This window comes from Streptomyces sp. NPDC001709, from assembly GCF_053596375.1.
Genome location: NZ_JBSFGB010000046.1, coordinates 1 through 12,621, shown reverse-complemented (window position 1 = coordinate 12,621; position 12,621 = coordinate 1). Strand labels below are relative to the sequence as shown.

The following is a 12,621-nucleotide window of genomic DNA, read 5'->3' as shown; positions in this document are numbered from 1 at the left end:
CATGCACTCCGAACCCGTCGGCGGACGCAGCCGCCCGACTCGCCGCGCCGTGCTCGGGACGATCGCGGGCGTGGCGGCCGCCGGGGTGGCGGGCGGGTACGCCTGGGCCCACCACGGGCACGGCAGCGGCGGCGACGACCTCGGCGGTACGGCCGACGGCACGGGCACCGGCCCGGGCGCCCGGCCCACCGGGGCCCACACCTTCGAGCGGCTGTCCGCCCCCGACCGCACCGTGGCCCGCGCAGCCGACGGCGGCACGCTCGCCACGTTCACCGACGGCGCCCGTACGGCCGTACTCACCGGGCCCACCCGCACCTTCAGCGAGCCGCGGACCACCGAGGCCAAGGTGACCACGGACGCCTGGGTGCGGGTGCTGCCGCACGAGTGGCAGCGGGGCATGGAGAAGTCCGCCTGGTTCAAGGGCTGGTTCCGCAAGGCGCTCGCCGACACCAGCCCGGACGTCTTCGCGGTGGCGTTCGAGTACAGCAGCGCCGGGGCGCCCGACAAGCACAACGCCCGCGGCGTGCGCTACGCGGGCACCGCGCACTTCGGCCCGCGCAACTCCAAGGTCAACAACCCGCTGGACTTCGCCTACCACGACGAACAGTCAGACTTCTACGACTATCTGGGCATTGACTGGACCTTCCCGGACGGCACGCGCGTGCAGCCGGAGCAGGCCCGCTACGGCGACGTCGACTGCTCCGGCTTCCAGCGTCTGGTGTGGGGCTACCGCATGGGCATCCCCGTGCACAACACCAACACCCGGGGCATCGGTCTGCCGCGCCGCGCCTTCGCCATCGCCGCCTACGGTCCCGGCCGTCTGGTGATCCCTCACACCGGAAATCAGCAGGCCACCGATCTGGCCGCGCTGCAACCCGGCGATCTGGTCTTCTTCGCCATCATCAAGGACCGGCCGGACTTCATCGACCACTGCGGCATGTACATGGGCCTGGACGACCAGGGCCGGCACCGCTTCTACTCCAGCCGCTCCGCCGCCAACGGCCCCACCCTGGGCGACCTGTCGGGCCGCTCACTGCTGGACGGCACCGACTTCTACGCCCGCGGCTTCCGGGCGGCCCGCCGCCTGTGAATCCGCCGCCCGTGATCCCGGACGACCGTGATCCCGGCCGACCGTGATCCCGCCGCCTGTGCACCGCCGCTCCACCTGACCTGCTGATCCGAGGACCACTGCCATGACCGCCATCCCCGCCGCCCCGCCCACCGGCGCGCCCCGAGGCCGCCGGGCGGGGAACCGCCGCTCCGGCCCGCTGGAAGACGCCCCGCGCTGGGAGCGCCCGGCGCTCGCCGCGGTGCTGGTCCTCGCCACGGTGCTGTACTCCTGGGGCATCGGGCACGCCGCGCTCCACCCCTTCTACGGCGCGGCGATACGGTCGATGTCCGAGAGCTGGCGTGCCTTCTTCTTCGGCGGGCTCGACGCCAGCGGTTCGATCAGCATCGACAAGCTGCCCGGTGCCTTCTGGCCCGACGCCGTCTCCGTGTGGCTCTTCGGCCCGAGCACCTGGGCGGCCGCGCTGCCGCAGGTCGTCGAGGGCGTGCTCACCGTATGGCTGCTGCACCGGATCGTACGGGCCTGGGCCGGGCCGTTCGCGGCGCTGATCGCCGCGCTGACGCTCACCCTCACGCCGGTCACCGTGGTACTCAACCGTGCCACCATCCCGGACACCGCGCTCACTCTGCTCCTGGTGGCGGCCGCCGGAGCGCTGCAGAAGGCGGTGCGCACCGAGCGGCTGCTGCCGCTGATCACCTGCGGGATCTGGGTCGGGCTCGCCTTCCAGACGAAGATGCTGCAGGCGTGGCTGGTGCTGCCGGTCTTCGGCGCCGTGTACCAACTCGTGGCGCCCGGCGCCCCGTTGAAGCGGGCCCTGCGCGGCCTGCTGGGCGGTGCGGTCGCGCTGGGGGTCTCCTGCTCGTGGGTGCTGATCGCCTGGGTGACACCGGTCGCGGACCGCCCGTACCTCGACGGGACGTCCGACAACAATCCGTTCGCCCTGGTCTTCGGCTACAACGGCCTGAGCCGCTTCAGCAGCGATTCCACCGCGTTCGGCGCCGTCGCGGGCACCGCCGCCAGCCGCACCACCGGCAACACCGGCTGGGACATGCTGATCAACCACACGGTCGGCCCGCAGATCGCCTGGTTCCTGCCCCTCGCCGTGCTCGCCACGGTCCTGGGCGTCGTCTGGCGCGCCGGGCAGCCGCGAACCGACCTGCTGCGCGCGGGATTTGTGCTGTGGGGCGGCTGGCTGGCCGTGCACGCCGTGGTGTTCAGCGCCTCCAACGGCAACCACGCCTACTACACGGCCGTCATCGCCCCGGCGCTCGCCGCGCTGGCCGGCGGCGGGTTCGCGCTCTTCCGGTCGGAGTACGACTGGGCGCGGGAGGCGAGCGAGGCGGTGGGCGGCCGGCGGCACATGGCGTTGCCGGCGGCGATCGTGCTGACGGTGGCCTGGGCCCTGGTGCTCGACTGGCCGACCCGATTCGTCTCCTGGTTGCTGCCGATCGCCGCGATGCTCGCGCTGTGCGCCGCGGTGGGCCTGTGGACCCGCGGCCCGCGCACCGCACCGCGGATGGTCCACGCCGCCCTCGCCGCCGGGATCGCGGCCACCCTGGTCGTACCGGCCGGCTGGGCCCTCTCCAGCCTCAACCCGCTCTACGCGGGCGCCGTCACCTCGCCGATGACCGGTCCGGTCGGCAAGGCCTACGCCGCCCACCACCACCACGCTCCGCACAGGGCAGGGCTCGACCAGCCCAGCGCCCGCGACACCGCCCTGCTCGACTACCTCACCACGCACCGCCACGGCGAGAAGTACCTGCTCGCCACCCAGGCCGCCTACCCCGCCGAGCCCCTGCTGCGCGCGAAGTCCGAGCCCATCCTCGTCATGGGCGGCTTCACCGGCAGCACCCCCTTCCCCACCGCCCAGCAGCTCGGCGGCCTCGTCACCGCCCACCAGCTGCGCTATGCGCTGCTCACCAGCCAGCGCCCCACCACTCCCGCCACCACCTGGGTGAAGTCCCACTGCACCCGCATCCGGCCCACCGCCTACGGCCGCCGCACCGACGGCAGCTTCGCCCTCTACGACTGCAACCCCCAGCACTGAGGCGACGCCCCCGGTGACCGAGGACGGACTCCTCATGGCGCCAGGACGGTCTCCGGCCCGGGTGCCGCGTCCTTCCACACCGTGTGGAAAGCCAGCCGCAGGCACCCCGCGAGCGCCGGGTGTTCGATGAAGAGGGTGGTGGTGGAGTCGGCGCCGGCCACCGGGTCGGGCATGTCGCACAGGACCAGGGTGGCGTCGGCGATGACCAGTTTCAGGGGCAGTTCGGGGGCGAAGCGGGCCTCCTCCCCCGCCGCGGCGAAGCGTTGGACGTGCTCCACCGTCTCGGGGTCGTCCAGGGAGTCGTCGAGGTAGATCGCGCGGACGGTGCCGCCCGCCCGGTGGAGCCGGCGGACCACCGCGAGGCCGTCCGCGTTCTCGGCGGGGGCGACGAACGGCGGTTTGCAGAAGGTGAGCAGCTCGTGCCGCGCCTGCCGCTGGATGTCGGCGAAGCGCTCGGCGATCGCCTTCGGGTCGCGCAGGATCTCGATGTAGTCCAGCGGATCGGTGTGGTCCCGCCCCTGGGACCACAGGGGTTGCAAGACGCCGGCCAGCCCCTGCGAGACCCGCTCCAGCCGGTCGACCGACTCCCGTTGGACAGCCATCAGCCGGGCGAGGGCCAGCTCGGGCGTGACGGCGGAGTACGTGGCCACCCGCCCGGGATGGGTGGTGGCCAGTTGCCGCCGTACGAGCGCGTCCAGCACGTCGTACACGCGTTGCCGCGGCACATCGGCCTCCCGGGCCACCTCGGCGGCCGTGTAAGAACCACGCCTGATCAAGGTCAGGTAGACCCGTGCCTCGTACCGGGCCAGGCCCAGGGACATCAGGTCGTTGATGGTTCCGTCTTCAAGCTCCATGGCTGCACAAGGTACCCGTCGTGGCCGAGGAGTTGAGGCCAAGGTTTTTACCAACTGCCACTGTTCTCTCCGGCAAATTCTCCATAACCTCTTCTGTAGCCACCACTGACCGGGGTGGCAGCATCAGCAGGATGCCCGAAAGTCGACTCCAGTCGGCCACCCCCAACGGAAAGCGGTTGTCATGCACATGGCGGAAGCCATGGTGACACCGCCTCCGGCCGCCGGCGCGGAGCCACCCATCCCCCCACGGAGGGCAGTTCATTGCAGTCTCATCGCAGAAGGAACCCCATACGCCGCGGCGCGCCCGCACTCCTGTCTGCAGCAGCTCTGATCACCGGCGGCCTGGCCATCGCCACACAGTCGGCGGCCTTCGCCACGACGTCCAGCGCCTCGCACACGACGGCCACCACCTCGGCCGCGAGCTCCACGGTGCATACCCGCCAGCTGTGTTCGCAGCCGACCAAGCCCGGCTACATGGCGTGCGAGGCGGTTGTCCGCACCGACCTCACACCGCAGAAGTCCCTCGGCCGCCACGACGCCCCCAAGGGCCTCGGGCCGGCCGACCTCCAGGCCGCCTACAACCTGCCCAAGGACGGCGGCAAGGGCGCCACCATCGCGATCGTCGACGCGAACGACGACCCGAACGCCGAGAAGGACCTGGCGGCCTACCGCTCCCAGTACGGCCTGCCGGAGTGCAGCACGGGCAACGGCTGCTTCAAGAAGATCGACCAGGACGGCGGCACGAACTACCCGGCGCCGGACGCCGGTTGGGCCGGAGAGATCTCGCTCGACGTCGACATGGTCAGCGCGGCCTGCCCGCAGTGCAAGATCCTCCTCGTCGAGGCCAAGTCCGCCAGCATGGACGACCTCGGCGCGGCCGTGAACCAGGCCGTCAAGCAGGGCGCCAAGTACGTCTCCAACAGCTACGGCGGCGGCGAGGAGGCCGCCGACACCCAGGCCGACGACAAGTACTTCAAGCACCCCGGCGTCGCCATCACCGTCAGCTCCGGCGACAGCGGCTACGGCACCGAGTACCCGGCCTCCTCGCAGTACGTGACCGCCGTCGGCGGCACCTCGCTCAAGAAGGACAACAGCACCCGCGGCTGGTCCGAGTCCGTGTGGGGCACCTCCGCCGGCGGCGACGGGGCGGGCTCGGGCTGCTCGCAGTACGACGCCAAGCCGTCCTGGCAGAAGGACACCGGCTGCGGCAAGCGCGCCGTCGCCGACGTCGCCGCGGTCGCCGACCCGGCCACCGGTCTCGCCGTCTACGACACCTACCAGGCGAGCGGCTGGAACGTGTACGGCGGCACCAGCGCCTCCGCGCCGTTCATCGCCGGTGTCTACGCCCTCGCCGGCACCCCGGGCACCGGTGACGTGCCGTCCTCCTACCCCTACGCCCACCCGGACAAGCTGAACGACGTCACCGACGGCGCCAACGGGTCCTGCGGCAACTACCTCTGCAAGGCGGGCAAGGGCTACGACGGCCCGACCGGCCTGGGCACCCCGAACGGGGTCGCGGCCTTCACCAAGTGACGATCAACTCCCGCAGGTAGCGGTTCACTTCGCCCCGTCGGCCATCCGGCGGGGCGAAGTGCTGTGCGGCGACCCTCTTCGGCTGGAGCAGGTGGCCATGATGACGCTCGCGCCACGTCGGCTTGCCCATGCCGAGCACGAGCACCTGCAGGGGTGGGATGGCCCGGGAGGCGTCCCCTGTCGTCACCCAGGCCCGAAGACTGTCTTCCGCAACCAGGCGCACACGCCCAGCGCCGTTCCCCTCGGCCACCGAAGTCAACGGCACTTGTGCCCGTGGCACTTGGTCCCGGGCGCGGGGGCGCCTGGTCCGGGGGTGGCGGTGCCGGGTGTTCGCTTGCCCGGTCTGGTGGCGTGCTTGGCCCGGGGGTGGGTGGGCTTGGGGGAGGGTGAGGGGACGCCGGGCTCGTTGCTGCCGTGGCCCAGGGGCGCCGGGGCGGGGAACGGGAGGTCGGGCAGGCCGGACAGGGCGTCGCGCATGTACGCGGTCCAGATCTCGGTCGGGATGTCTCCGCCGAACACCTTCTGCAGGCCGCCGACGCCCGCCAGGGACTGGAGCTGAGGGTGGGCCGGGTCCTCTTTGAAGAGGACGACCGACGTGGCCAGTTGGCGGGTGTAGCCCACGAACCAGGCCGAGTGGTAGTCGTCGGTGGTTCCCGTCTTGCCCGCGGCCGTCCTGCCGAGGGCCTGGGCCTTGGTGCCGGTGCCCCGGGCTATGACGCCCCGGAGGACGTCGGTGACGTTGTCGGCGATCGCCGCCGGTAGCGCCCGTACGGGGGCGGGGGCGGTGAAGCCCGGCAGTGCCGAGCCGTTGTGGGTCACCTTGGTCACCGAGTAGGGGGTGGCCTGCACACCGGAGGCGGCGAAGGTCGCGTAGGCGCCTGCCATGCGGATGGCGCTCGGTGTCGAGGTGCCGATGTAGAAGCCGGCGCTGGGGGCGGCGAGGCTGTCGGGGCGCAGGCCGAGGGCCCCCGCCGTCCTCGCCACGTTGCCGTAGCCGACGTCCTCCCCCAGTTGCACGTACGGCGTGTTGACCGACTGCTCCATCGCCGTGCGCAGGGTGATGTAGCCCCAGCGGCGGTCGGTGTCGTTGTGCTGGTGGAGCAGGCCGGTGGGGTCCTTGTCGTCGGTGACGTAGGTGCCCTGCTGGTCCTTGATCCCGATGCCGTCGTCGCCGTTGAACTTGCTGGCCGGGGTGATCGGCCGGGCGGGCCCGCCGGGTTGCAGTACGGCTCCGTGCTGGAGCGCGGCGGCGAGGACGACCGGCTTGAACGTGGAGCCCACCGGGACGCCGGAGGTGTCCGCGTTGTCGGAGTAGTGGGCGTGGTCGAAGCCGGGGCCGCCGTAGACGGCGAGGATCCTGCCGGTCCCGGGTTCCACCGAAGCGGCTCCGACCTGGACGTCCCGGTCGGCCGACCGGTGGGCCGGGTCGAGGCGCCCTGCGCGCACCTTGGCGACGGCCCTGGCCAGTTCTGCCGTCTTCCTCCGGTCGAAGGTGGTGTGGATCTGGTAGCCGCCCCGGCTCAGGCTGCTGTCGGTGACGGTGCGGTCGTGGGCCTCGGCGTACGACCTGGCCAGCTGGACCAGGTAACCGGTCTCGCCCGTGAGCCCCGAACCGGGCGTCCACTTCCTGGGTGCCGGGAATCCGGCGGCCGCGTACCGTGCCCGCCGCTCCGGCGTCAGCTTGCCGATCTTCACCATCCGGTCGAGCACCCAGGACCAGCGTGCTTCCGCCTGCTTCCTGGCCACGGGGTCGGAGTCCGCGTGCTGGATGAGGCTCGGCTCGTTGACCGCCGCGGCGAGGAACGCCCCCTGGCTCGCGTCGAGCTTCTCCACCGGGAGACCGTAGTAGACGCGGGCGGCGGCCTGGATGCCGTTGGCCTGGCGGCCGAAGAAGCAGGTGTTCAGGTAGCCCTGGAGGATCTGCTGCTTGCTCATGCTCGCGCCGATCTTGGCGGAGATCAGCAGTTCCTTGAACTTGCGGGACAGCGTCTGCGACTGGTCCAGGTAGGTGTTCTTGACGAACTGCTGGGTGATCGTCGATCCGGACTGGACGGAGCCGCCCTCGGCCATGTGGACGGCGGCGCGGAGGATGCCCTGCGGGTCGATGCCCGGGTCGGTGTAGAAGGACGCGTTCTCCGCGGCGATGAAGTCCCACCGCACGTCGGCGGGCACCTGCGCGAGCGTGATGTTCTGCCGGTTCACGCTGCCGTCGGTCGCCAGGACCGTGCCGTCCGACCAGTAGTAGACGTTGTTCTGCAGCAGCGTCGTGGGGTTGGGGTCGGGGATGGTGACCGTGGCGTAGGCATAGCCGACGGCCGCTGCCGTGCCGCCGAGGAAGAACAGGACGAGTGCCAGCAGCTGGCGCAGCGACGGCAGCCAGCGGCGCGGGCCCGTCCGGCCTCGGCGCGGGTAGTCGATCCAACGTTTCTGCTGGGGTGCCCGCCTCCTGCGCCCGGAACTCTGCGGCGGTCGGCGCCGGTGTCCGCTCATGGACTCGGATCACTGTCCTTTCATGGGGGCCGGAGCCTGGAGGCTGCCGTAGCGCTCCATGCGCTGCCAGCGCAGGCGCGAGCCGGACACGGCGGTGAAGACGGACTGGATCACCACGAGGTACATCAGCTGCCGGTAGACGAACTGCTGCAACGGCAGGCTCCACAGCGGGCCCCGGCGTTCGCCGTCCAGGTGGAAGGCGTACAGGCCCATCAGGAGCTGCAGCAGCAGGAAGGCGAGCCACAGCCCGGTGATCCGGACCGGGTCGAGGAAGGCCAGGCCGTACAGGGCGAAGATGTCCACGACCGGTGCGAGCAGCGGCAGCAGGACCTGGAAGAGGAGGAGATAGACCAGGCCCCGGCGGCCCAGTTTGCCGGCCGCGCCGCGCTGCACCAGCGCGGCGCGGTGCTTCCACATCGCCTGCAGGGTGCCGTAGCACCAGCGGTAGCGCTGCCGCCACAGGGCGTTCAGGGACGCGGGCGCCTCGGTCCAGGCCACCGCGCCCTCCTCGTAGACCACGCGCCAGCCGGCCCGGCACAGCGCCATGGTGAGGTCGGTGTCCTCGGCGAGGGTGACGTCGCTGACGCCGCCGAGGGCCAGCAGCGCCCGGCGGCGGAACGCGCCGACCGCGCCCGGAACGGTCGGCATGCACTCGGCGAGGTCGAACAGGCGGCGGTCGAGGTTGAAGCCGATCACGTACTCGATGTGCTGCCAACGGCCCAGCATGCCACCGCGGTTGACGACCTTGGCGTTGCCGGAGACGGCGCCCACCCGGGGGTCGGCGAAGGGCTGCACGAGGGTGCGGACGGTGCCGGGTTCGAAGACCGTGTCGCCGTCGACCATGACCACCAGCTCGCAGGAGGCCGCGGCAAGCCCGGTGTTGAGCGCGGCCGGTTTGCCCGCGTTCTCCTGCCGGATCACCCGCACCCCCGGCAGCCGGAGCGACTCCACCAGGTCGGCGGTGCCGTCGGTGGAGCCGTCGTCCACGACGATGACCTCCACCGGGTGGTCCGAGGCGAGCAGGGAGCGCACGGCCGCCTCGATCCCGGCGCTCTCGTTGTACGCGGGGACGATGACGCTGACCGGTTCGGTCACCGGCGGCCCCCAGGACCGGCCCCCGCCCCGGCGCCGGGAGCGCAGCCCCCGGTGCCGGCGGGCCGCGATCAGTACGGCCGCCGCGCGCAGCACGCTGAGCGCGCCCGCCGCGTACATCAGCACGCCCAGCAGCCACACGGCCCAGTCGCCGGCCTGCAGCAGCCTGATGAGGGCCATACCCTGCAGCCGGTCGCCGAGTCCGGCGCGCTGGACGGGTCCGGCCATGCCGACCGAGGCGCCGACCGTCGCGAACCGGAAGCCCTGTGCCTTGAGCCGGGGAATCAGGGTGTTCAGCGCGGCGACGGTCTGGGACCGGTCACCGCCGGCGTCGTGCATCAGCAGGATCTGCCCGGCGTGGCCGTGGGGTGTCGCGTTCGCGAGGATGCGGTCCACACCGGGGCGCTGCCAGTCCTCGGCGTCCTGGGTGGAGAGCACCGTGACATAACCCGCCGCGTCGGCCTGCTTCAGGACGGACCAGTCGGCGTCGTCCAGTGCGTCGTTCTCCGCGGAGTACGGCGGCCTGAGCAGTGCGGTGGTGACCCCGGCGGCGCCGGCCACCGCCAGCTGCGTCTCCCGCAGTTCCAGGGAACGCTGCCATGGGGCGAGGCGGGCCAGGTCGGGGTGGGTGAAGGTGTGGATGCCGATCTGGTGGCCGTCGGCGACGATCCGGCCGACCAGCTCGGGGTGGGCCACCACCTGGGTTCCGACGACGAAGAACGTCGCCTGCACATGGTTGCGGCGCAGTACGTCCAGGATGCGCGGGGTCCAGACGGGGTCGGGGCCGTCGTCGAAAGTGAGCGCGATGGTGCGGGCCTTGACCCGGGCGGTGTGCGCGGAGGTGGCGGCACCCGCGATGACGGGGCCGCCGTGGGTCACCCGGCCGGGCACCGCCTCGCTCCGGCCACGGGCACCGGTCACGGCGTCCGAGGTGATCCCGAACATGTGGTGGGTGTAGCCCTGCAGCAGAAGGGCCGTCGACAGGGTCACCGCGAGCGTGGTCAGCAGCAGCCAGTGGGTGCGGGGGGTGATCTGGCGGGTGCGGCTGCGGCGGCGGTGGGGAGCGTCGCGGTGTCGGCGGTCGGTCACGTCAGTGCCTTGGATCACTTCGCTGGTCTGTGGGAGGAGCCGAGGGCGCGGCCCTTGGAGGAGGGAGCGGGGGCCGTGGTCGTGGTGGGCGCGGCCGTGGGCCGGGAGGTGACCGCGGGGGCGGTGGAGGCGGCCGGCCGGGCGGTGGGGCCGGTGGCCCGCCGTGCCGCGAGGCCGGAGTTCTTCCGCGCCGTGGTGCCGGAGCCGTGCCGCGCCGCGGCGGGGCCCGCGCTCTTCGCCGGGTGTCCGGTGCCGGGCGAGGAGTCGGGTGCGGTCGAGCCGGGCAGGTCCGGGTGCGTGGGGCCCGCCTGCGGGACGAACGGGGAGCTGATGGCGGGGCCGCCGAGCAGCGCACTGGTCAGCAGGGCGACATAGCCGACAGCGGGGAGCACCAGCAGCCGGGCGGCGCGGCGCACGCGGCGCTGGCGGCGCCCCGAGGAATCGACGAAGACGGGCCGCGCGGGCTCACGTGTGGGGGTGTACGGCACCTGGCCGTGCACCGCTGCGCGTTCGTCTGTCCCTTGCACGAGTCGTGTCCCCCTATGTCCTGGCCGACCGACATGGTCGCCCGCATGGACAGAGCGAACTCGGCCGAAAGTGTTACACCCGGGCTTCACGGGACGCCCACAGCCACTTCACCACCGCATCACCGCGTTCGGCCGTCTGCGCGTAGAACGCCCGCAACTCCTGGTGCGCCGCGGCGAACGCGCCCCACGTCTCGGCCTCCGCGCTCACTCCGCCGTAGCGCGGCAGCAGTTCGTCGCGGGCGAAGTCCCACAGCGCGTCGAAGTCGGCCGTGATCAGGAACCCGGCCACCCGGCGGGCCTGGGCCGCCGTCAGCACCAGGAGCTGCGGCTTGTGCCGGTCGGGCCGGAACACCGGCCGGCCCCCGAGCACGACCTGGGCCTGGGGCCGGCCCTCGGCACCGTGCGGGAGGGTGCCGGCGTAGATGCGCTCCTGGTCCGGATAGCGCTCGTCCAGCACCTCCTCGCGGTGTCTCTCCACGTCGCCCTCGAACTGTCGTTCCCACCAGGTCGCGCTGTTGCGCAGCGCCGGAGGCGGCACCGCGCGCAGACGGAGGTACGCACTCATGCCACGAGGAGCGCGCGGCGGCGCCGGAGCGTCACGCGGCGGCGGGATCCCGTCGGCAAGGCCCCGTCCCCTCCGTGCCGCTCAAGGGGGGAGTCGGCGGCGGCACGGAGGGGGGTCCGGCGGTGTCGGTATCCGGCGGGTGTCCGCTCTCGGGCCGCCCGGTACCGACCCCGGTACTCAGCCAGCGCACGACCGGCGCGAAACGTCACTCCGGATCCGGCCACGGCGTGAGGGCCACTGGCGCGTTGTGACATTTCCGTGAGGTCCGGCGCTGTACACATGGGGCCGTCGATGCGACCGGAGCGCGGCGGACGACACGGAAATCGCTGTGAACCCGGTGCGATCGAGGACAGTCTTGGGCCAGGTACGGCAACCCCGCCGCGTTCAGGCGTACGACGGGGAGCTGGGCGCTGCGGTCGCGCGGGCCCAGGACGGCGACGAAGCCGCTTTCGCGGTGGCCTACCGGATCGTGCAGCCGGGCCTGCTCGGCTATCTGCGCGGGCTGGTCGGCGAGGACGCGGAGGACGTGGCCTCGGACGCCTGGCTGGAGATAGCCCGCGACCTCGGGCGTTTCAAGGGCGACGGCGCCGGGTTCCGCGGCTGGACCGCGACCATCGCCCGGCACCGCGCCCTGGACCACCTGCGCCGCCAGCGGGCGCGGCCCCGGGCGGGCGGCACCGAACAGGACGTACTGCACCTGCCCGCACCGCACGACACCCATGACCAGGCCCTGGAGTCCCTCTCCACCGCGCAGGCCCTGGGGCTGGTCCAGGGACTGCCGCAGGACCAGGCCGAGGCCGTGCTGCTGCGGGTCGTCGTCGGCCTCGACGGTCCCGCCTCCGCACGCGTCCTCGGCAAGCGTCCGGGAGCGGTGCGCACGGCCGCCCACCGGGGCCTGAAACGCCTCGCCCGGCAACTGGGCGTCGGCGGCGAGGCGGACAAGGGTGTGACGGATGAGGCTTCCCGCGCGCTGGGGGAGTCGAATTGAACAACAAGGGCGACAGTGGACGGCCGGAAGATGCCATTCCCGGCATCTCGAACGAATCGAAACGGTCGGACAGGAACGGAAGCGGACATGGGTGAACGGCTGAACGGCGACGGGGTTCCGGTCCGTCACCGGCATGTACACCCTGGCGGCACCGTGTCCGGCCCCTGGGACGCACCCGGCTCCAGCGCGCTGGAAACGGCGCTGACCGCCACCCTGCGCGCCGACCACCTCGACCCCGAGGCCGAGCGACGGGCCCTGGCCGCCTTCCGGGCCGCCGGCCACGCCGCGGGCGGGTCCAGCTCGCGGGCGTGTTGGCCGGATAGTACTCGGCCCGGGCGCGGCCCGGCGAGTGCCGGGTTCCGCAAGT

General features: G+C 72.4%; 10 protein-coding genes and 1 pseudogene. 5 read left to right on the top strand and 6 right to left on the bottom strand.

The features are described 5' to 3' along the window. Window position 1 precedes the first annotated feature (1 nt). Window positions 2-1,090 carry an NlpC/P60 family protein gene (locus ACWC0C_RS40750; RefSeq protein WP_450869632.1) on the top strand — a complete coding sequence of 363 codons (1,089 nt, stop codon included), beginning with the start codon at window positions 2-4 and terminating at the stop codon, window positions 1,088-1,090. Window positions 1,091-1,193: 103 nt separating this feature from the next. Then, complete coding sequence (locus ACWC0C_RS40745) at window positions 1,194-3,116, top strand: ArnT family glycosyltransferase (RefSeq protein WP_450869630.1); 1,923 nt, start codon at window positions 1,194-1,196, stop codon at window positions 3,114-3,116. A gap of 32 nt (window positions 3,117-3,148) precedes the next feature. Here the strand turns inward: ACWC0C_RS40745 and ACWC0C_RS40740 are convergent, their stop codons facing one another. Beyond that, window positions 3,149-3,970 carry a TrmB family transcriptional regulator gene (locus ACWC0C_RS40740; protein ID WP_450869628.1) on the bottom strand — a complete coding sequence of 274 codons (822 nt, stop codon included), beginning with the start codon at window positions 3,968-3,970 and terminating at the stop codon, window positions 3,149-3,151. Between the two features lie 261 nt (window positions 3,971-4,231). Here ACWC0C_RS40740 and ACWC0C_RS40735 point away from each other — a divergent pair, with 261 nt between their 5' ends. Beyond that, window positions 4,232-5,503: a S53 family peptidase gene (locus tag ACWC0C_RS40735; protein ID WP_449200279.1), complete on the top strand. Its 1,272-nt coding sequence runs from the start codon at window positions 4,232-4,234 to the stop codon at window positions 5,501-5,503. Here the strand turns inward: ACWC0C_RS40735 and ACWC0C_RS40730 are convergent. The 5 genes from ACWC0C_RS40730 to ACWC0C_RS40710 all read right to left on the bottom strand — a co-directional run bounded on the left by ACWC0C_RS40730 (window position 5,493) and on the right by ACWC0C_RS40710 (window position 11,266). Further along, window positions 5,493-5,690, bottom strand: a complete 198-nt coding sequence (locus tag ACWC0C_RS40730) for a hypothetical protein (RefSeq protein WP_450869626.1) — start codon at window positions 5,688-5,690, stop codon at window positions 5,493-5,495. The two genes, ACWC0C_RS40735 and ACWC0C_RS40730, sit on opposite strands and share 11 nt — an antisense overlap. A 68-nt stretch (window positions 5,691-5,758) precedes the next feature. After that, complete coding sequence (locus ACWC0C_RS40725; protein WP_450869625.1) at window positions 5,759-7,993, bottom strand: transglycosylase domain-containing protein; 2,235 nt, start codon at window positions 7,991-7,993, stop codon at window positions 5,759-5,761. Between the two features lie 9 nt (window positions 7,994-8,002). After that, entirely contained in the window at window positions 8,003-10,174 is a 2,172-nt protein-coding gene (locus tag ACWC0C_RS40720) for a bifunctional polysaccharide deacetylase/glycosyltransferase family 2 protein (protein WP_450869623.1), read from the bottom strand. Between the two features lie 14 nt (window positions 10,175-10,188). Continuing rightward, window positions 10,189-10,701: a hypothetical protein gene (locus ACWC0C_RS40715; RefSeq protein ID WP_450869622.1), complete on the bottom strand. Its 513-nt coding sequence runs from the start codon at window positions 10,699-10,701 to the stop codon at window positions 10,189-10,191. 73 nt (window positions 10,702-10,774) lie between these two features. Further along, window positions 10,775-11,266, bottom strand: coding sequence for a DUF1877 family protein (locus tag ACWC0C_RS40710; protein ID WP_450869620.1), 492 nt, complete (start codon window positions 11,264-11,266; stop codon window positions 10,775-10,777). A 355-nt stretch (window positions 11,267-11,621) separates the two neighbouring features. On the opposite strand from ACWC0C_RS40710, the gene ACWC0C_RS40705 reads away from it, so the two are divergent. Continuing rightward, window positions 11,622-12,254, top strand: a complete 633-nt coding sequence (locus ACWC0C_RS40705; protein WP_450869618.1) for an RNA polymerase sigma factor — start codon at window positions 11,622-11,624, stop codon at window positions 12,252-12,254. A gap of 87 nt (window positions 12,255-12,341) precedes the next feature. Beyond that, window positions 12,342-12,621: pseudogene (locus tag ACWC0C_RS40700) on the top strand (hypothetical protein); the annotation flags it as partial.

Bases quoted from the DNA above. Each gene is read 5' to 3' on its own strand.
- ACWC0C_RS40750 (WP_450869632.1), top strand. From the start codon at position 2: ATGCACTCCGAACCCGTCGGCGGACGCAGCCGCCCGACTCGCCGCGCC.
- ACWC0C_RS40745 (WP_450869630.1), top strand. From the start codon at position 1,194: ATGACCGCCATCCCCGCCGCCCCGCCCACCGGCGCGCCCCGAGGCCGC.
- ACWC0C_RS40740 (WP_450869628.1), bottom strand. From the start codon at position 3,970: ATGGAGCTTGAAGACGGAACCATCAACGACCTGATGTCCCTGGGCCTG.
- ACWC0C_RS40725 (WP_450869625.1), bottom strand. From the start codon at position 7,993: ATGAGCGGACACCGGCGCCGACCGCCGCAGAGTTCCGGGCGCAGGAGG.
- ACWC0C_RS40710 (WP_450869620.1), bottom strand. From the start codon at position 11,266: ATGAGTGCGTACCTCCGTCTGCGCGCGGTGCCGCCTCCGGCGCTGCGC.